Origin of the sequence: Streptomyces sp. NPDC085596 (assembly GCF_044541565.1) — a bacterium.
Taxonomy (GTDB): domain Bacteria; phylum Actinomycetota; class Actinomycetes; order Streptomycetales; family Streptomycetaceae; genus Streptomyces.
On the sequence record NZ_JBITTC010000003.1, the window covers coordinates 27,179 to 43,957 of the forward strand.

Consider the following 16,779-nt stretch of genomic DNA (forward strand, 5'->3'; position numbering starts at 1 on the left):
TCGCTGCCTGCACCCTCATCTGCTGCCGCGGACTCGCCAAATGAGATGGCTGCCAAGTCCGATCTTTCTCGGTCAGTGATCATTCGCTGGTGACCACCCGCAGCCGCCTCACCCGCAAAGCAGCCATCACCGCCCTGATCGACGGCACCGAACGGGTCGCTCGAGCCGACCTCGACGCGATCCGCCTCGACCGCCTCGCAGAACAGCACTACCAACCCACCCGGCCCCGAAGCCGGAGTACCAGCACGCCGTGAACCGGGCAGAGTCAGAGCTCCTGCCCCGACCGCGGCCGTCCCCGCGCAGCGCGGCGTCCTCATCACAAAGGCATGGCTACGGACCCCGTCTGTAGCGGTGGCCGTGTTCCGCGTACGGCCACTGCCCTTTTGAGGCGATCTCCTCCTACGTGCAACGGCTCGCCGGCACCTACCAGTCGTCACCGAAGTGCACTTCGGCGGACGGGCCGACTCAGGCCCAGCGCAGGCCGAGCCCGTTGACCACGAGTTCGTCCAGCTCAACGGGGGCAACGAGCGATCGTCACTCGCTACGACAGGCTCGGCTCTGTGCGGAGGCGCAGCAAGGTCGGTACAGCCCTCCGCCTCTAGGGCCCGGACGCGACGGCGGAGGGCACCGGGTGCGGGATGGTGGAGGGCCGGGGGTGCGGGACGGTGGGCGTGGGGCTGGAATGTCGTGCGGGCGGTGCCGGACGGGGGCGGTCCGGGGTGTTGGAGGTCAGCAGGAGGACGACGGCGGCTGCGGCCGCCGCGGCGGCGACGGCAACGGACAGCACCCGCCGAATGCGGCGTGTACCCCAGGTCCTTCCGGCAGGCGGGCGGGCCGGTGACAGGTCGTAGGCGCTGATGAGCCGCCCGCGCGCTTCGAGCGCGGCACGCAGCCGTTCCTCGAGCGGAGTCTGATCACTCATCGGTCCGCCTCCAAAAGCCTTTCCAGAGTGGCGAGCGCGCGGCTCGCGGTCGACTTGACGGTCCCACGGGAGACGCCGAGGGTCTCGGCGATCTGCGCCTCACTCAGGTCGGACCAGTAACGCAGGACGAGTACCTCGCGCTGGCGCACGGTGAGCTGCGCAAGCGCGTCGAAGACCTGCCGGTGCTCCTCGGCGAGCAGCAGCAGCTCGTCGACCGGCGCCCCCGGGCCCTGGTACGGCGGGGTGTACGCGCGCGCGGTGCGCCGCCGACGCAGCACCGATCGGGCGGCGTTGACCACCGCGGTATGGAGGTAGGCATGCGCGTCCTGGAGGTCGTCCAGCCGTTCGCCGTGGCGACGGCAGACGGCGGCGAAGGCATCCTGGACGACGTCCTCGGCGGTGTGCAGGTCGTCCACCAGGAAGGCCGCCAGCCGGACCATGTCGAGCCGCCGGGTCTGGTACAGATCGGCGAGTGTGGGGGAATCTTCCTCGCCGTCCCGGTCGGCCACCGAACGCAGGTGCCGGAATCGTCGGCCGGGGTGCGGCGCGCCCGACGCCGGTGCGGGGGTGGTCCGGGCGCGGCGCAGTAGCCGGGCCCACCAGGGCAGGGCAAGAGTGAGCTGCATCGTCCTCGTTCACATCAGGAGTACGGCGGGGCCGGCTCCGGTCCGGCCCCGCCACGCCTATGGTCGGCGGCTCAGCGGCCGGTGTTACCCGGGTAGGGCTTGCCGTTCGCGTCACCCGGGACCGGGACCGGGCTCGGGGCGGTGCCGGAGGAGGTCCGCTTACCCGGGGTGGAAGGCACGGGCTTCGGGGCGGGCTTGCCGTTCGCGTCACCCGGGACCGGGACCGGGCTCGGGGCGGTGCCGGAGGAGGTCCGCTTCCCCGCGGTGGAAGGCACGGGCTTCGGGTCGGCCGGTGCCGACGTGCCCGGCTTGGCCGGGTGCGCGTGGCCGGCGCTGGCCGCCTGAGCGGCGATGCCGCCGCCCGCCACCAGGGCGAGACCGGCAGTCGACCCCAGCACCCAGGTGCGCAGGGAACGGTTCGACTTCTTGGCGCGGATGTGCCGCATAGGAAACGACTCCAAAGAGTTCAGGGACAACGCTGAAGGTCGGGCAGCGCCGGGACTCGAAATCCCGTCCCGGAAACCGCCTTTCACCCCACCAGACGTGCGGCCTCACCCGAGGTTGTCGCGATCCGCGAAAAATTCTGCCGCCTTCGCGGGTCCAGCCGGTGAACGTCCACACGCGGACGGCGGTGATGCCCTGGGCGGGGCCACCCGCGCTCTGCGCAACCGCGGTACCAGCGCTGGTCGTACGACTCCTTCGGCACCCGCGTCCTGTCAACACGCGTCATCTGATCGGCTCTTACTCCTTCGGGGCCGTCCGCGCGGCGGTGCCCATCGCGATGCCCAGGACGATGAGCGCGATGCTGATGTAGATCTCGTAGCCGTCGATGTACAGGTGCTTCATGAAGCCCATGAGCGGGATCCACTTGCCGAAGACCTCGTGGACGAGGCCCTGCAGGCCGCCGACGATGAGCGTGAAGCTGATGAAACCGAGAATGCCCTTCATGACCTGAACAGTAGAAACCCCTGTTCAGGAGCAGTATCGGTCATTGGTACACGGGGTAGGCAGGCTTGTAGTCCGAAGGTATCGACCCGCGGTACGCAGGATCTGGCGGCTGCGCTGCGGACGTAGGTTCGGCGGTATGCGCAACCGCCGCGACTGGTTCGTCGACATCGCCTTCTTCCTCTTCGCCGTGGTCTTCTCCGTGGTCACAGCAGACTCGGTGCACCTGGACGAGAGCATGTCCGGCGGCGAGCAGATCGCCGACCAGGTGGCCGGAGGGCTGGCCTGCGCATCGGTGTTCCTGCGGCGGCGGTGGCCGGTGCAACTGGCCGTGGTGCTGATGCTTGCCGGGACATATTTCCACCATCTGACCGGGGCCACGCTGGTGGCTCTGTTCACGGTCGCGGTGCATCGGCGACGGCGCGTCACCGTCTGGCTGGCGGCGGTCACACTGGTGCAGTTCCTCGTGTTTCTGACGCAGAGGCCGGACACGGGTTCCCAGGCGGCCAGTTCGGCCCTCACCTACTTCGCGCTCGTGGCGGGTGCTATCGGCTGGGGGCTGTACGTACGCTCCCGGCGGGCGCTGGTCGCGTCGCTGGAGGAACGCGCGGCCCGGGCCGCCGACGAGGCCCGACGACAAGCACGGGAGGAGATTGCCCGGGAGATGCACGACATCCTCGCCCACCGGCTGTCGCTGCTGAGCGTGCATGCGGGGGCGCTGGAGTTCAACCCGGGCGCTCCCGCGGCGGATATCCAGCACGCGGCCGAGGTGATCCGCGACAGCGCGCACCAGGCACTGCAGGACCTGCGCGAGGTGATCGGTGTCCTGCGGGCGCCGACGGCGGGCCCGGACGGGGCCGAAGGGTGGCCGCAGCCGACGCTGGCGGAAGTGGGACGGCTGGTGGCGGAGTCCCGCGAGGCAGGGATGGGCGTCACATACCGACAAGAGGCCAGGGATGCGGCCACTGTCCCTGCCCTCACCGGCCGAACCGCGTACCGCATCGTGCAGGAAGGTCTGACGAACGCCCGTAAGCACGCGCCCGAAACCGAGATCACGGTCACCGTGTCGGGCCGGCCCGGAGAAGGACTGACGGTGACCGTGATGAACCCGCTCCCGGACAGCCGGGGAACAATGATCCCGGGTGCCGGGCAGGGCCTGATCGGGCTCGGCGAACGCGCCCAGCTGGCCGGTGGGCGGCTGGAGCACGGCACTCGGGACGGCTCGTTCGTGCTGCGTGCCCGGCTGCCCTGGGGCTGCGCCAAGGCGATGGGCCGCTAACGTGACCGTCATGATCCGAGTACTCCTGGTCGACGATGACCCGCTGGTGCGCTCCGGGTTGCGGCTGATGCTCGGGGGCGCGCCGGATATGAAGGTGGTAGCCGAAGCGATGGACGGGGCTGAAGTGGCGGCGATGGTGGCCGAGCACTCCCCCGACATCGTGCTCATGGACATCCGGATGCCCGGCATGGACGGCCTCGCCGCTACCGAGGCGTTGCGCGCTCGCCCTTCCCCAGGCTCTCCCGGAAGCTCCATACAGGAGATGCCCCATCCCCCCGAGGTGCTGGTGCTGACCACGTTCAACTCCGACGAGCACGTGCTGCGCGCCTTGCGCGCGGGCGCCGCCGGCTTCGTGTTGAAGGACACCCCACCCCGGGAGATCGTGGCGGCGGTGCGGAAGGTGGTGGCGGGCGAGCCGGTGCTGTCGCCCGCAGTCACACAGCAGCTGATCGCACAGGTGTCGGAGGGAAGGGGCGGGCGCGAGATCCGAGCCGAGCGGGCTCGGGCGCGACTGGGGCTGCTCGGCGACCGGGAACGGGAAGTGGCCGTCGCGGTCGGGCAGGGCAGGACCAACGCGGAAATTGCGGCAGAGCTCTACATGTCCGTACCGACCGTCAAGACGCATGTCTCGCGCATCCTGGCCAAGCTGGACCTCAACAACCGCGTGCAGATCGCCCTCGTGGTGTACGACGCAGGCGCGGCACTCTGAGCGCGGCTCAGGGCAACAGCCCGTGCCGACGGGCGACCCCGACATCACCGCCTACGACAGCGCGCAGCTCGTCCTGCTCCCTTTGCCGTAACTCGCCGTGACAGCCGCCGTGCCCGTCGGAATGCTGGGATGAGACCGCGGGCGCAGCCCTCACCCAGCGTCAGGATCAGACCGATGACACCCGTTCGTACCAGCCACCCGCCACGACGGCTCCCGGCGCTGTCATGGCATGCGTGACCCTGAGCGCCAGCGGCGCGGCCTGCCCCGAGACGGTCTGGGAGCGCTACGCGAGCGTCGACGAGTGGGCGTCCTGGTCCCCGCAGATCAAAGCAGTCCACTCCGTCAGCCGCCGCCTGCGGCCCGGTATGAGCGGCACGGTCGAATCAGTCGCCGGCATCCGCGTCGCCTTCGTCGTGGAAGCCGTCGACGACGACCGCCACACCTGGACGTGGCGGGTACGCCTGGGACGCATCCAGATCCAGCTGCACCACGAAGTGAGGCCACAGGGTCACGGCACCACCACCAGCCTGACGATGCACGGCCCGAAGATCGTCCTGTTCGCCTACGCCCCACTCGCCCGCCTCGCACTGCACCGGCTCGTGCAGCCCTGACCTCACCGGCCGGCCGGCCGCGCGGATGTAGCAGGACGGAGCCTCCGCCAACTTGAAGTCGCCGGTCAAAGGGCTGGTGTGCCGGTCTGTCGGGGTGCTCATGCTGGTCGTGGGCGTCAGTCTGTGGAGAAGATCGTCTGGCGGGGCGGTTGGTTCGCCGGTTCTTGCCCGCTGCGGCCGGATGGCCTTCTACGATCCTGTGCATGCTGGATCCCGAGCTGCTGGAACGGATCACCGCACGACGTGTGGAACTGAATGAACTCGAAGAGCAGCTGGTCAAGCAGCTGGCGGAGGTGCGGGCCGAGCGGGACGAACTCGCCGTCGCCGAACGTGTCTTTGAGCGGGTGAGCGAGCAGCTCGCCGACGAACGCGCCTCGACCGTGCCGGCTCCCGGGCAGGTGGGCGGCCGAGCGGTGATGCTGATCCCGTACCGCGAGCCGGGCGTGGAGGAGACCATGCTCCCGCCGGACTACCAGCGCATCCTCGCCGCCGTGCGACAGGCCGGCGGACCGGTCATGACTCGGCAGGTCGGTGAGATGCTGGGAGTGGACGTCAGCGTGCGGTCCAAGCTGGAACCGCTGCGGGGGAAGCTGGTCAGACTGACTGACCGCGGCTGGCTGCGGAAAATGCCCGACGGCCAGTTCACCACCCGCCTATGAGCGGTGACGCAGCCGCCTGATTGGCTCTGTTACACGAGAACGGGCTCTGACAGCGCCGGTGCTGGGGCGAAGCTGCCTGGGGTGCTCGGTGACCGGGGCTTTCAGGCGTCTAAGGTCGCGTCCATGACGAGGACCACGCCCGCGCGCCCTCTCGATGTCGAGGCGCTCTTCCCGGAACTGGCCGCCTTTCGGGGGACGACAACTCGGCTCCATCCACGGCCGGGCATACCAGACCTTTCAGCCAGTTCCGTGGGCGGTCCTATGCTGTGGCCGGCGGACGAGCCGTGGCCGGTGTGCGGCGAGGCACACGGCCGTGGGCGTGGTCGACGCCCGGCTGACATCCGTCGCTATCGGCAGGTTCTGGCTTCCGCATGGGCCCGCGAGGAGGCTCCCGGCCCGACGGATGAGGAACGGAGTCTCCTGGGCGAGCTGCACCGGGAGCACCGGATCCCTGGGGCCTCCAAGACCGATCCGCTGCCGATGATCGGCCTCGCGCAGCTGTACCGGCGGGATGTGCCCGACCTGCTGGCGGGGCCGGGCGACTGCGATCTGCTTCAAGTGTTCTGGTGTTCCTTCAACGCGCACGGCCCGGGCCGGTACGACCTGGAGCTACACCTGCGCTGGCGGCGGTCGTGGGAGATCGGCGAGGTGCTGACCACGCCGCCACAGCCGCTGGTCGTCGGGTCCGACGGCCTCGTGCCCGAGCCCTGTGTGCTGCACCCGGAGCAGGTGGTCACCTACCCGTTTGCCGGCCTTCTGCCGGAGGAACTGCGCGCCCGGATCGACGCCTGGGAGGAAGCCCTTGAAGAGGAAGCTGAGCAGTCGGCGGACGAAAGCACGACAGAGCCGCTCGGCTACCAGTACGACCTGTCCATCCCGCCAGGCTGGCGCGTGGGCGGCTTCGCCTCCTGGCACGCGACCGACCCGTATCCCATGGAGTGTCTGACCTGCACGACACCGATGCATCTGCTGCTGACCATCGACAGCTCGGAATGGGACGGCGGCAGCGGCAGCTGGAAACCGCTGGAGGACCAGAACCAGCCCACTCACCGTTGCGCCACTCCTACGGAGGTCACTGTGGGCCGCTGGGGTGAGCTCAACGTATTCGCCTGTCCCAACGATCCCGAGCATCCGCACCGCTGGAGCATCCAGTAGCTTGTCGTGCCCCTGCAGGAAGCGCGGTGAGCGTAACCGCGGTGCCTCCGGCGGCCGTTGGGATTGTGTGACGAATACCAAAGCGCTCCCCGAGGACACCTGCTCGCTTGTCTACCAGTGCCGTCTCGCGCTGTCCACGCGCACCGTCAACCACCTCGCCGATCTGCTCAGGCGCCATCTGAAGGCGATCCGGTCCAGGTGGCGGATCCTGCCGTCGGGGAAGATCGCGGTGATCGTTCTGGCCGTACTGCGCCACGACCAGCGCCTGGCCGACATGGCCGGCGGCAACGACGTGTCCGAGTCCACCGTCCGCCGCTGGCGCGACGAGCTGATCGGACTGCTCGCCGCCCAGGCGCCGCGCCTGGACCGCGCCCTGAAGAAAGTCGCCAAGCAGGGCGGGGAGCTGGTCTTGATCGACGGCACCCTCATCCGCACCAGGCGCCGCACCGGCAAGGCTGACCGGCGCAACTACTCCGGCAAGCACCGCAGCCATGGCCTGCACTTCCTCGCTCTGACCGATGAGAACGGGCGCCTGATCTGGATATCCGCCGCCCGGCCCGGCCGCACCCACGACAACACCGCCGCCCGCCACGATCACATCCTGGCCCACCTACGCGCCGCCGGGCTTGGGGCACTGGCCGACCTCGGCTTCCGCGGCCTGGACAACAACATCCACGACCCGGTGATCGTCACCGGCTACGCCGCCACCCGCACCCACAAGCTCACCCCAGGCCAGAAGGAAGCCAACCGAGTCCTCGCCGTCGGACGCGCACCGGTCGAGCACGGCTTCGCTCACCTTAAGAACTGGCGGATCCTCACCAAACTCCGTGCCGATCCCGCACACGCCACCCAACTCCTGCGCGCGTTGCTCGTCCTGACGAACCTCGAAGTCAACCGCTGACTAATGATCTTCTCCGTAGACTCCCGCCCACGACCAGGGTGAGCACCCCGAGCAGCGGTCACGCGAGCCCTTTGACCTGCGACTTCAAGTTGGCGGAGGCTCACGCGTGTCCATCGCGAATCGCCATCTGTCGGTCTACTCCAGAAAGTGCTCAGGCAGGTACGGATGAATGTGCCCAGCCAGCAGCGCACATCAGGGTTGCTCAGTCAGCGTTGAAGCCACTGCTCGCAAGGGCCTGTAGGTAGGGGTTCCGTCGTGTCACGGGTTGCCTTGAGAAGATCAGAGCGAGCGCGTCTCTCAGGGACTGCTGCACCAGGCTGTCGAAAGCCTTCGACAAGCGCCTGCCCAATACCGAACCCAAGCTCCGCGAGCTGTTCGCGAAACTCCAGGCCAAGCACGGAACGGTGCTCGTCGTCGACCAGCCGGCCTCGATCGGCGCCCTGCCACTGGCGGTCGCGAGGGACATGGGATGCCCCATCGCCTGCCTTCCGGGCTGACGATGCGTCGGATCGCCGGCGTCTACCCGGGCGAGGCGAAGACGGACGCGAAGGACGCGTTCATCATCGCGGACGCGGCCCGCGCGATGCCGCACACGCTGCGGGCGATCGACGGCGAGGACGAGACGATCGCCGAGCTGCGGATGATCGTCGGGTTCGGCGACGACCTGGCCGGTGAGGCCACCCGGGTCGCCAACCGACTCCACGGCCTGCTGACGCAGATCCATCCGTCACTGGAGCGGGTGCTGGGGCCCCGATTGCAGCACCCGGCCGTCCTCACGCTGCTGGAGCGGTTCGGGTCGCCGGCTCAGATCCACAAGGCAGGCAGGCGCCGTCTGGTCACGCTGTTACGGCCGAAGGCCCCGCGGACGGCCGAGCGGCTGGTCGAGGAGATCTTCGCCGCCCTGGACGAGCAGACCGTCACCGTTCCGGGCACCGAGGCGGCCGCGCTGATCGTCCCAAGCCTCGCCGGCTCGCTGACGGCCGTGCTTGACCAGCGCAAGCTGCCGGCCGGGCGGATCGAGGAACTCCTGGAGGCCCACCCGCTTTCCAAAGTCCTGACGTCGATGCCGGGCATCGGCGTCAGGACCGGAGCCAGGATCCTGATCGAGGGCGGCGACGGCAGCACCTTCCCGACCGCCGCACACCTCGCCGCCTACGCCGGTCTCGCCCCGGCGACCCGGAGCTCGGGCTCCTCGATCCGCGGTGAGCAGCCGTCCCGGCGCCGACATCCTCTTCGCGATGCTCCGCGACGAAACCTTCTGCGAACCCCAACCCGCAGGGGCCAGGTGACGGTTCAGACTCACCGGTCAGTCCTCCTCCGGCCGAAGCCGTCGGCGAGCGACCTCAAGCCTCTGGTCATAGTCAGGCGCGAACAGCTCAGGAAATGACTTGTCCAGCGTCCCGGCGATGCGATGGATCGGCGCCCAGACCGCCGGATCGTCGACAACCCGGCTCAGGTCCGTCATCTGCAGCTTCTCCAGCCAGTCCGACAACACCAGCGCCTCGTCACTCGTCAGCTTGATCGTGACCTGGCTATCACCCATGCACACCCCTCCGGCTCGGCCCCAGGGGCACCCCCCGCTCAGGAGACGTGCCGGACCGGCTCTGCTCCGGTTTGGATCAGGAAGTCGATGAGTACTCCGGCGAGCCGTTCGGGCTGGTCCTCGGGGATGAGGGTGGACGAGTCGGCGATCTCGACCAGCTGGCCCTGCGGGTACAACTCGGCCAGCCGGGGGCCGTGCTCACGCGGCATCAACCGGTCCTCGGTCGCCCAGACGACGAGTACCGGGCGGTCGAAGGCACGCAGTCGCTCGCTCCAGGCGAGCAAGGTCTTGCGCCCGGGTGCCCCGGTGGCGAATTTGGCGAAGTCCCGGCGGATGGCCCTGCTGCGGGTGGCGGGAGCGAACCAGTCGTCCATGATCTCGTCGGGGACCCTCCGCAGGCTCATCCCGCCGTATCCGCCCCGGTTGTGACGGAAGGCGGGAACGCGCATGAGCCGCGTCAGGAGCCAGACGCCGCCGGGAACCCTGCACACCTGCGCCATGGCCTTGGCCGGCCCCGGAGGAAAGTTGTCAAAGGCCTCGCAGGCCACCAGCACCAGGCGCGCGATGTGCTGGTCCTGCCCTTCCGACACCAGGAACTGGCCCCCGCCCCAGTCATTGAGGACGAGGGTCACCTGGCCCAGACCGAGTTCCTCGATGAACTCGCCCAGGAGCCGGGCGACACCGCGCTGGGACAGGTCGGCATCCGGGTTCATCGGCTGACGGTGACCACCCAGGGGCAGCGTGGGCAGGACGCAGCGGTATCCGTCCAGCAGCGGTACCACCTTGCGCCACTGGGTCTCGTTCATCGGCAGACCGTGGCCGAACACCAGCACAGGCCCCTCACCGCCGGTGTCCTGGTAGTCGATCGGTCCGGACGACAGCTCGATCCTCGGCACCCCTACCCCCTACTTGATAGATCGTTCTACTGTAATCTTGGAGGAGAAAGGGGGTGGAAGGCAATGGGAAAGCCGGACACGCGAGCCAGGATCCAGGGCGCCGCCGCGGTGCTGCTCCGCCGACACGGCTACTCGGCCACCGGCCTGAAGCGGATCGCGGCAGAGGCGGACGCACCGTTCGGCTCGATCTACCACTTCTTCCCCGGCGGCAAGCAGCAACTGGCCGAGGACATGATCCGAACGTCCGGAACCGAGTATGGGCGAATGGTCCTGGCACTACTGGACAGCGTGCCGGACCCGGCGGAGTCCCTCGTGCACGCATTCGAAGCGGCCGCGGACGACCTGGCGGCGGCCGACTATGCCGACGCGTGCCCGATCGGGACCGTGGCCTTGGAAGTCGCGAGCAGCAATGAGGTGTTGCGGGTCGCGACGGCGGAGGTTTTCGAGGAGTGGGTCGGCAGGGCGACGCAGTGGTTCGGCCACTGGGTGGCCGAACCGAAGACGGCGCAGTCCCTCGCGTACTCGATGGTCATGATGCTGGAGGGGGCTTTCATGCTCAGCCGGGCCGCCCGTGATCCGGAACCACTGCGGGTGGCCGGCCGATCGATGGCCGAGTTGCTGCGCACAGCCATCGCTCAGGCCGGCGAGGACTGACCTCGAACAGCGAGGAAGACAGCCCGCGCGTCAGAAACGCACAGGACCACGCCTGGCTCCACGCGCTCGAGGACTGCCGCACCGCCGAAGGCCGCTCTCCCCGTCCAGCCGACAAGCGCTGAGGTGCGATGCCGATCACGCGCGTGGATGAACGACCACACCACGACGAGCCGCGGGTTTTGACCGTGCTGGACATGAACAGCCGCCTCGACCCAGGTGCCCTCAGCCACCGCCGCACAGACCGCGGCTGTCAAGGACGCCGGCACCGATGCCTTCGCCTCCGCCTACCGGCCGAGCAAGGTGTCGTATGTCGACAACGGTGACGGAACCGCATCCGTGACTGCTTCCCTGCCCGGCGGCGAGTTCGCCGAACTGTCCTGACCCGACCGCGAGAACTTCACCGCTCACTTCACCCCCACCGCCGACCAGGCGAAGCAGATCGCCGCCGCGTATGCCGGCCGCTACGCCCCCTGGGCCGGCCCTGGAGCAAAGATCACGGTGCAGGGAAATCTGTTCCTCCGGCGGCGCTCGTGTTGGACAAGGAGCCAGCCGCTTCCGGGGCCATTCATCAGCAGCACGTCTCCCTCAGGAGCTTGCAGGAGACCGGTGGCACATGGCGGACACGGTCGCCGGTGAGGACTACAGCGCAGCGGCAGTGGCCCCCCGACCGCGTTGGTCGGGGGGCCACTGCCGCTGCGCGCGTGAGTGTGCCAGGTCAGTAGGCGGAGTTGACGTTGTCGATCGAGCCGTAACGGTGGGCGGCGTAGTTGGCGGCCGCGGTGATGTTGGCGACCGGGTCGGTCACGCTGTGCGTGGTGCCGTCCACGTGGTAGGCGTTGAAGGTGGGGTCGATCACCTGCAGAAGCCCCTTGGAGGGGATGCCCTTCTGCGCATTGACGTCCCAGTTGTTCTGGGCGTTGGGGTTGCCGCCGGACTCGCGCATGATGTTGCGCTTGAGGCCGTCGTAGCTGCCCGGGATGTGCTTGGCCTTCATGATGGCCAGCGACTGCTTGATCCAGCTGTCCAGGTTCCCCGACGCGGCCGTGGAAGTGGTGTGAGCGCGGTGGGCGGTGACCGGGTGGGTGGCGTGGGCGTCGGCGGCGAACGCGGACGACGGCATCAGGGTCACCGCGGCGGCCGCGGCACCCACGGTGGTCAGGCCGGTCAGAGCGAGGGTGCGCAGGCGGGCAGGACGGCGGGAAGCAAAGATCGCGTTCAAAAGGGGTCTCTCCAGAGGACGTCGTTGAGGCACCGGCCGGAATCCGGTCGCGGCATCTGTTGGGCGTCGGGGCGAGGCCCCGCCGTCACCGGGCAGACATCGACAGGCGCACCAGGCGATCACCCGGTCCGGCCCGCTGCTCCGGCAACAACAAACATGATTAGGGGTGGACAAATCCCTACGCAAGCATGTGACCTACTATCCCAATGCGGGGAAGTGTGGCGAATTGCCCGATTCGCGGCTTACGGTGCTGTTCGGGAGGGGGCCCCTCCTACGATCCACGGTAGGACGTGATCTGCCCCCTATGAGCACCATCACGACCCACCCCCCGACCAGCCCGGCCCTCACCACACCGGGCAACCAGCCAGACACACCCCGTCGAGCAGCGGCCTGCACTGATCCAGCGGCGCATCGACGTACTCACCCAGATCCGCCCCTGCCTGCCGGACCGGCTCGGTGAGCTGCGTGCCGGACCGGTTCTCGTCCGATGTTCCGGGCCACGCGGCTGCCTAAAAATCGTGCCGACGCGGACACCTCTGGTGCCTCACCTCGGGACAGCAGTAAGGAGACGGGCCCGTCTTGTCTCCGCAGCCGGGCGCGGTGAGGACGGCTGTAGGAGCGGCTCCCTCGTGGCGCGCGGCCTGGCTTTCCTCGACCTGGCCGGCCAGATGGTCCGGCAGCTGTGCGCGGATGCGGCCATGAGCGGGGCGTCCGGGGCACTCCAGCGGCATACGAACGAGCCCTGGACGCGATCGCCACAGAGCTCGCCTTCTCACCGCTGATCGACTACCAGCACCGCCGCACCCTTCTCGCCGACTGGGCACTGCCACCGGAATCATGGCACCAGATCGCCAACCTGCTGGAACGCCGACCCAGCGCTCGCTACATCTGCGACGACCGTGCACGCCCGGCCGCCACGGCCTGCCTCTGGACTCAGGTCACCCAGGGCGAAGCCCAATTCGCTCCGCAACCGGCCGAAGCCCGAACTGATCCCGGGCTCGACGCGGCATGGAACCTGGACCGGTTCACCATCGGGCACTGGCTCCGGCAGAACAGGGTGCCCTTCTACCGGCAGCTGAAGCCGTTGCTCGACGCCTACGCCGCCCAGCTCGCCCAAGCTGTTGACGCAGCCTGCTTCAGTCGCCGGCTCACGCGCTCACTCGCCAGCTGACGCACTCACAGATGCTTGTTCTCGGGTTGGCTGTGGGGCAGGTGCATTTCGTCATGGCGCGCCTGTATACGCGCGATGACGCGCTCCTGTCCCAGCTTCTTGGCCTGGCGGAGCTTGGCTTCGGCAACGAGCATGGGGACCCAGAACAACCAGCCCCACAGGCTGAAGTCCAGCGCTCCACTCCACACCAGTGCCTTGTTCAGGCCGAACGATGCGATGAACGTCAGCACATACGCTTCGACCCGGCGCGCGAGAATCAGGCGGAGTGGCGCATTCCGGGCCCCCTGCAGCAGCTCAACCGCCGCAGCAAGTTCAGCGGCCCGGAGGTCTTCCCCTGTGTCCTCGCTGGACTCGCCACGAGCGGCTCGCCGTAGCGCGTCGGTGACCAGCACGCTCTGCTCCGCTGTGGCTGCCTGCTGAGCTTGCCCTTGAGCAGCGGCTACGTTCAGGTCGTCCCAGTAACCCCGTCCGGCCCAGCCCGTCGCATCATCGACTCGCTCGCGTTCGGCTGACCCGGGTGGGGCCAGCTCTTCGATTCTCTCCTGCAGAACCACCGCACGGCGCGCCCGCCCGGGGTATTCGAAAGAGTCCGAGCGAAGACACAGCTCCAGATACGACACCAAGAGTCCGAGATCGTCCGCTGCCAGTGCGAGGCCCTTGCGATACGCCGCCTCAGCCTCACGATCATGGTCCTCCTCGTCTGCCGCGGCATGTGCCTGTCCGAGCCAGCGGAAGAGAACCGGATCCGGTCCGAACTCCTCGAGCCCCGCCTCTGCCGCTGCTCGCACAGCGTCATAGCCACCCACAGCGAAGAGCTCTGAGCATCTCTCCACGTACTGCTGCCGTTCCACGTTCCCACCCCAGCCGTCCGAGCAAGCACCTTCTGATGTACTCAGTGCCGCTGTCAATCACCGCTTGATCACGAACACCAGATCACTTGTGTACCCAGCAGCTGGAGCCGCTTCTCGACGTCTGCGCCACCCAGCTCACCTGCGCCGTCGACGCTGTCCGCTCCAGGCGCCAACTCGCAAGCTCACTCGCCAACTGGGGCGCTCGTCGACCGATCGTTGTCCGCTGTGGGTGCGGCATTCGGGACGGTGGCGGAGGTGAGGAAGAAGGTGACTGAATAGAGAAAGCGGCCTTGGGCTACTGCCTCGTCGAACAGCACGACGAAGCGATCGGCGAGGTCCGTCGCGAGCCGGCCGTGTGCGGCGGCCGTGTGGGCCCACGTGCGAAGCCCCATCACCTGATCGGCCGCCTCGGGGTCACGGACCACGAGGGTGCGAGCTTCTACGGCGATGTCGACGAGCCCACGGGATGCGAGGAGTCCGGCTTGCTGGTGCGCGAGGGTCCCATGACGCAGCATGTGGTCGGCGCGGTAGCGAAGGACGGACCGGGCCAGGTCCTGGTCGCTGATGCCAAGGGCTTGGGTGTCATAGTCCGGGTCAGCGAACGCCAGGCGGCCGCCAGGCCGGACGACACGGATCATTTCGTCAACGACCTCGGTGGGAGCGCGAACATGCTGCAACACGCGGTCGGCCCATGCGCCGGCCACCGAGTTGGTCTGGAGCGGCAGCTGATGAGCGTCCGCCGCCAGAGCGCGTTCCACCCCCCGGGCCCGGCACTCCCCGGCCATGGTGACTGCGCTGTCGACTGCCACGACCGCGGCTCCAGAGCGCCTCTGCACGGACAGTGCTGCCTCGCCGGTGCCGGCGCCGACCTCCAGGAGCACATCGCCCGGACGCGCCTGGAGGAGGCCATGAAGACGCTCCTTGTAGGCGGGGTAGAACGGTTCGCGGTCCAGTCGGTCCAGCACACGCACCCACGCGATCGGAGCGGCCTGCGCGTCAACCGCAGTGAAGCCGTGTTCAGTTCTGTCCATCACGTTTCCAGGCCGGGGGAGCAAGGACAGGTCCGCGCTATGCCTTCTTCTGGCTCGAAACCCTCAGGCAACGTGGCCCCGAACCGCTGGCACAACGGTGGCACATCGGGGCGATCGACGAAATGAGAACGGCCAGCCTCGTCGAACGTGCCGGCGCACCTGTGCCGCCTGAGCTTCACCGGGTAGTGCGTGCTGGCTGTCACCGGGGGTGGTCAACACGACGGTCCTGCTCAGGCCGTGGTGAGTTCGCTTCGTGAGCGCGTTCTGCCCTTGGCGCACGTGCTGCTCCAGTAGCGGTAGGAGCGGAGCGTCGACACGGTCGCCCGAGCCATGCCTCGCAGGCCGGGCTGCGGCGCCCAGGCCGGCCCGTTCCATCGGCGGGCCAGGCGCCGTCGTCCCGCTCGGTCAGGACTCGGGATGTGCGGCCGATTTCAGTGTCCAGCCGCTACCCGTGCACGCGTCGGGAAGGGGCGGAAACCGGTGGCCTTTCACGTCGGTGCTGTACGCGTGGTGCTGCGCACAGTCACACTCGTAGATCCCCGACTCGGAGACGATCTCCCCGGGGTGATGGGCCTTAGGAGTGTCGCTACTCATACATCCGGTCTAAGCGCCAGCGCGGTCTTCCGCGACCCGGGACGTGACGCGCGTCCTGCTTGCGCGGGTCAGCCGACCCGTTTGAGGAGCCTCAGCAAGGTGGACCGCTCCTCGGTACCGAGACGCCCGAACACCTCCTCCTGAACCGCGGCCATGACGGGAGCAAGCCCTTCGGCGGTTCGGCGTCCCGTTGCCGTCAGCGAGACCATAAGGCGGCGGCCATGGCTGGGATCCCTGTCGCGGGAGACCAGTCCGCGGGCTTCGAGCGTCCGGACGGTATGAGTGACATCCCGGGGGTCGAGAGAGGCGGCAGCGCCGAGCTGGGTCTGGCTCACGTGGTCGGTGGCGGCGAGCGACGTGAGACACCGGTACTCGTACCCGGTGACCCCGGCTTCTGCCAGGCGCTTGTGCAGCACTTGGTGCGACCGGGTCGCTGCGGAACCGAGGATCCAGGTCGGGAGCGAATCGAGTGGGAGCGTCATCCTCGTTGCCTTGTCTTGGTGGCACCCATACAGTCTTGGTGCCACCAAGATACAGGAGAGCAGATGACACACGAACCCTCACTGCCCGCGCTGATCGGTACAGCCGAGAACGCGTTGCGGGCGCTGCTGACCAGGACTCTGTCGACGACCAGAATCAAGTCCTATCCGGCATGGGTGGTCCTCAACGCCGCGTCCGCCGCCGACGCCCGGAACGCGAGCACCGGCCGGCGGCGCGGAGCAGGTGACGCCCCCGAAATCAGTGCGGGTGACGCCCTCAGAGGCGCAGGTGACGCCCTCAAGGTCGACGCAGGTGTCGTCGATGAGGTGCTCGCGCAACTTGCCGCCGACGGCCTGGTCGGTGCCGGCGGTTCACTGACAGCCCTTGGCGCGGCCGAGCTCAGGGCGGCACGGTCCGCAGTCGCCGGTACGACGGCTCGTCTGGTTGAAGGGGTCGGCGAGGCGGACGGGGCAGCAACCCGCCGGGTGCTCGAACATGTGCGTCGCACGGCAGAAGACTTGCTGAGCTTGTGA

Annotated in this window: 22 protein-coding genes and 1 pseudogene; 13 read left to right on the plus strand and 10 right to left on the minus strand. The window is 68.4% G+C overall.

Annotated elements, in window-relative coordinates:
* Window positions 1-89: 89 nt before the first annotated feature.
* Entirely contained in the window at window positions 90-254 is a 165-nt protein-coding gene (locus ACIGA3_RS10125; RefSeq protein ID WP_399712616.1) for a hypothetical protein, read from the plus strand.
* Between the two features lie 344 nt (window positions 255-598).
* Here the strand turns inward: ACIGA3_RS10125 and ACIGA3_RS10130 are convergent, their stop codons facing one another.
* The 4 genes from ACIGA3_RS10130 to ACIGA3_RS10145 form a co-directional block, all read right to left on the minus strand.
* Window positions 599-922, minus strand: a complete 324-nt coding sequence (locus tag ACIGA3_RS10130; protein ID WP_399712619.1) for a hypothetical protein — start codon at window positions 920-922, stop codon at window positions 599-601.
* A complete protein-coding gene (locus tag ACIGA3_RS10135; protein WP_399712621.1) occupies window positions 919-1,548 on the minus strand; it encodes a SigE family RNA polymerase sigma factor in 630 nt (209 codons plus the stop codon). The genes ACIGA3_RS10130 and ACIGA3_RS10135 overlap by 4 nt, the downstream gene beginning before the upstream one ends.
* A gap of 71 nt (window positions 1,549-1,619) precedes the next feature.
* On the minus strand, window positions 1,620-1,994 hold the full coding sequence (locus ACIGA3_RS10140) for a hypothetical protein (protein ID WP_399712624.1): 375 nt from the start codon (window positions 1,992-1,994) through the stop codon (window positions 1,620-1,622).
* 295 nt (window positions 1,995-2,289) lie between these two features.
* Window positions 2,290-2,496 carry a hypothetical protein gene (locus tag ACIGA3_RS10145; RefSeq protein WP_399712626.1) on the minus strand — a complete coding sequence of 69 codons (207 nt, stop codon included), beginning with the start codon at window positions 2,494-2,496 and terminating at the stop codon, window positions 2,290-2,292.
* A gap of 136 nt (window positions 2,497-2,632) precedes the next feature.
* On the opposite strand from ACIGA3_RS10145, the gene ACIGA3_RS10150 reads away from it, so the two are divergent.
* The 8 genes and pseudogenes from ACIGA3_RS10150 (at window position 2,633) to ACIGA3_RS10185 (ending at window position 9,194) form a co-directional block, all read left to right on the plus strand.
* Window positions 2,633-3,772: a sensor histidine kinase gene (locus ACIGA3_RS10150; protein ID WP_399712629.1), complete on the plus strand. Its 1,140-nt coding sequence runs from the start codon at window positions 2,633-2,635 to the stop codon at window positions 3,770-3,772.
* Window positions 3,773-3,782: 10 nt separating this feature from the next.
* Window positions 3,783-4,481, plus strand: coding sequence for a response regulator (locus ACIGA3_RS10155; protein ID WP_399712632.1), 699 nt, complete (start codon window positions 3,783-3,785; stop codon window positions 4,479-4,481).
* Between the two features lie 224 nt (window positions 4,482-4,705).
* On the plus strand, window positions 4,706-5,092 hold the full coding sequence (locus ACIGA3_RS10160) for an SRPBCC family protein (RefSeq protein ID WP_399712635.1): 387 nt from the start codon (window positions 4,706-4,708) through the stop codon (window positions 5,090-5,092).
* Window positions 5,093-5,295: 203 nt separating this feature from the next.
* Complete coding sequence (locus tag ACIGA3_RS10165) at window positions 5,296-5,751, plus strand: hypothetical protein (protein ID WP_399712638.1); 456 nt, start codon at window positions 5,296-5,298, stop codon at window positions 5,749-5,751.
* A 123-nt stretch (window positions 5,752-5,874) separates the two neighbouring features.
* On the plus strand, window positions 5,875-6,906 hold the full coding sequence (locus tag ACIGA3_RS10170; protein WP_399712640.1) for a hypothetical protein: 1,032 nt from the start codon (window positions 5,875-5,877) through the stop codon (window positions 6,904-6,906).
* Window positions 6,907-6,973: 67 nt separating this feature from the next.
* Window positions 6,974-7,807, plus strand: a complete 834-nt coding sequence (locus tag ACIGA3_RS10175; RefSeq protein ID WP_399712642.1) for a transposase family protein — start codon at window positions 6,974-6,976, stop codon at window positions 7,805-7,807.
* Between the two features lie 371 nt (window positions 7,808-8,178).
* A pseudogene (locus tag ACIGA3_RS10180) lies at window positions 8,179-8,474 on the plus strand (transposase); the annotation flags it as partial.
* Window positions 8,475-8,870: 396 nt separating this feature from the next.
* Window positions 8,871-9,194, plus strand: coding sequence for an IS110 family transposase (locus ACIGA3_RS10185; RefSeq protein ID WP_399713964.1), 324 nt, complete (start codon window positions 8,871-8,873; stop codon window positions 9,192-9,194).
* Here the strand turns inward: ACIGA3_RS10185 and ACIGA3_RS10190 are convergent.
* Window positions 9,114-9,350, minus strand: a complete 237-nt coding sequence (locus ACIGA3_RS10190) for a hypothetical protein (RefSeq protein ID WP_399712645.1) — start codon at window positions 9,348-9,350, stop codon at window positions 9,114-9,116. The genes ACIGA3_RS10185 and ACIGA3_RS10190 overlap by 81 nt on opposite strands.
* Window positions 9,351-9,388: 38 nt before the next feature.
* On the minus strand, window positions 9,389-10,246 hold the full coding sequence (locus tag ACIGA3_RS10195) for an alpha/beta fold hydrolase (RefSeq protein WP_399712648.1): 858 nt from the start codon (window positions 10,244-10,246) through the stop codon (window positions 9,389-9,391).
* A 63-nt stretch (window positions 10,247-10,309) separates the two neighbouring features.
* Here ACIGA3_RS10195 and ACIGA3_RS10200 point away from each other — a divergent pair, with 63 nt between their 5' ends.
* Window positions 10,310-10,900: a TetR/AcrR family transcriptional regulator gene (locus ACIGA3_RS10200; protein ID WP_399712651.1), complete on the plus strand. Its 591-nt coding sequence runs from the start codon at window positions 10,310-10,312 to the stop codon at window positions 10,898-10,900.
* 216 nt (window positions 10,901-11,116) lie between these two features.
* Window positions 11,117-11,281, plus strand: a complete 165-nt coding sequence (locus ACIGA3_RS10205; protein WP_399712654.1) for a hypothetical protein — start codon at window positions 11,117-11,119, stop codon at window positions 11,279-11,281.
* A 334-nt stretch (window positions 11,282-11,615) separates the two neighbouring features.
* On the opposite strand, the gene ACIGA3_RS10210 is transcribed toward ACIGA3_RS10205, so the two are convergent.
* Window positions 11,616-12,119 carry a transglycosylase SLT domain-containing protein gene (locus ACIGA3_RS10210; RefSeq protein WP_399712657.1) on the minus strand — a complete coding sequence of 168 codons (504 nt, stop codon included), beginning with the start codon at window positions 12,117-12,119 and terminating at the stop codon, window positions 11,616-11,618.
* Window positions 12,120-12,801: 682 nt separating this feature from the next.
* Between ACIGA3_RS10210 and ACIGA3_RS10215 the strand changes: the two genes are divergently transcribed.
* The gene (locus ACIGA3_RS10215; RefSeq protein ID WP_399712660.1) at window positions 12,802-13,290 is read left to right on the plus strand and encodes a hypothetical protein; all 489 of its coding nucleotides are present in this window, start codon (window positions 12,802-12,804) and stop codon (window positions 13,288-13,290) included.
* A 5-nt stretch (window positions 13,291-13,295) separates the two neighbouring features.
* On the opposite strand, the gene ACIGA3_RS10220 is transcribed toward ACIGA3_RS10215, so the two are convergent.
* The 3 genes from ACIGA3_RS10220 to ACIGA3_RS10230 all read right to left on the minus strand — a co-directional run bounded on the left by ACIGA3_RS10220 (window position 13,296) and on the right by ACIGA3_RS10230 (window position 16,248).
* The gene (locus ACIGA3_RS10220) at window positions 13,296-14,141 is read right to left on the minus strand and encodes a hypothetical protein (protein ID WP_399712663.1); all 846 of its coding nucleotides are present in this window, start codon (window positions 14,139-14,141) and stop codon (window positions 13,296-13,298) included.
* Window positions 14,142-14,323: 182 nt separating this feature from the next.
* The gene (locus ACIGA3_RS10225; protein WP_399712666.1) at window positions 14,324-15,172 is read right to left on the minus strand and encodes a methyltransferase domain-containing protein; all 849 of its coding nucleotides are present in this window, start codon (window positions 15,170-15,172) and stop codon (window positions 14,324-14,326) included.
* A 662-nt stretch (window positions 15,173-15,834) separates the two neighbouring features.
* Complete coding sequence (locus tag ACIGA3_RS10230) at window positions 15,835-16,248, minus strand: MarR family winged helix-turn-helix transcriptional regulator (RefSeq protein ID WP_399712669.1); 414 nt, start codon at window positions 16,246-16,248, stop codon at window positions 15,835-15,837.
* A 63-nt stretch (window positions 16,249-16,311) separates the two neighbouring features.
* Here ACIGA3_RS10230 and ACIGA3_RS10235 point away from each other — a divergent pair, with 63 nt between their 5' ends.
* Entirely contained in the window at window positions 16,312-16,779 is a 468-nt protein-coding gene (locus ACIGA3_RS10235; protein ID WP_399714028.1) for a hypothetical protein, read from the plus strand.

Excerpts from the sequence above, each read along its gene's own strand:
- ACIGA3_RS10130 (WP_399712619.1), bottom strand. The coding sequence starts at position 922 with ATGAGTGATCAGACTCCGCTCGAGGAACGGCTGCGTGCCGCGCTCGAA.
- ACIGA3_RS10135 (WP_399712621.1), bottom strand. The coding sequence starts at position 1,548 with ATGCAGCTCACTCTTGCCCTGCCCTGGTGGGCCCGGCTACTGCGCCGC.
- ACIGA3_RS10140 (WP_399712624.1), bottom strand. The coding sequence starts at position 1,994 with ATGCGGCACATCCGCGCCAAGAAGTCGAACCGTTCCCTGCGCACCTGG.
- ACIGA3_RS10145 (WP_399712626.1), bottom strand. The coding sequence starts at position 2,496 with ATGAAGGGCATTCTCGGTTTCATCAGCTTCACGCTCATCGTCGGCGGC.
- ACIGA3_RS10150 (WP_399712629.1), top strand. The coding sequence starts at position 2,633 with ATGCGCAACCGCCGCGACTGGTTCGTCGACATCGCCTTCTTCCTCTTC.
- ACIGA3_RS10155 (WP_399712632.1), top strand. The coding sequence starts at position 3,783 with ATGATCCGAGTACTCCTGGTCGACGATGACCCGCTGGTGCGCTCCGGG.
- ACIGA3_RS10160 (WP_399712635.1), top strand. The coding sequence starts at position 4,706 with ATGGCATGCGTGACCCTGAGCGCCAGCGGCGCGGCCTGCCCCGAGACG.
- ACIGA3_RS10165 (WP_399712638.1), top strand. The coding sequence starts at position 5,296 with ATGCTGGATCCCGAGCTGCTGGAACGGATCACCGCACGACGTGTGGAA.
- ACIGA3_RS10170 (WP_399712640.1), top strand. The coding sequence starts at position 5,875 with ATGACGAGGACCACGCCCGCGCGCCCTCTCGATGTCGAGGCGCTCTTC.
- ACIGA3_RS10185 (WP_399713964.1), top strand. The coding sequence starts at position 8,871 with ATGCCGGGCATCGGCGTCAGGACCGGAGCCAGGATCCTGATCGAGGGC.
- ACIGA3_RS10190 (WP_399712645.1), bottom strand. The coding sequence starts at position 9,350 with ATGGGTGATAGCCAGGTCACGATCAAGCTGACGAGTGACGAGGCGCTG.
- ACIGA3_RS10200 (WP_399712651.1), top strand. The coding sequence starts at position 10,310 with ATGGGAAAGCCGGACACGCGAGCCAGGATCCAGGGCGCCGCCGCGGTG.
- ACIGA3_RS10225 (WP_399712666.1), bottom strand. The coding sequence starts at position 15,172 with ATGGACAGAACTGAACACGGCTTCACTGCGGTTGACGCGCAGGCCGCT.
- ACIGA3_RS10230 (WP_399712669.1), bottom strand. The coding sequence starts at position 16,248 with ATGACGCTCCCACTCGATTCGCTCCCGACCTGGATCCTCGGTTCCGCA.
- ACIGA3_RS10235 (WP_399714028.1), top strand. The coding sequence starts at position 16,312 with ATGACACACGAACCCTCACTGCCCGCGCTGATCGGTACAGCCGAGAAC.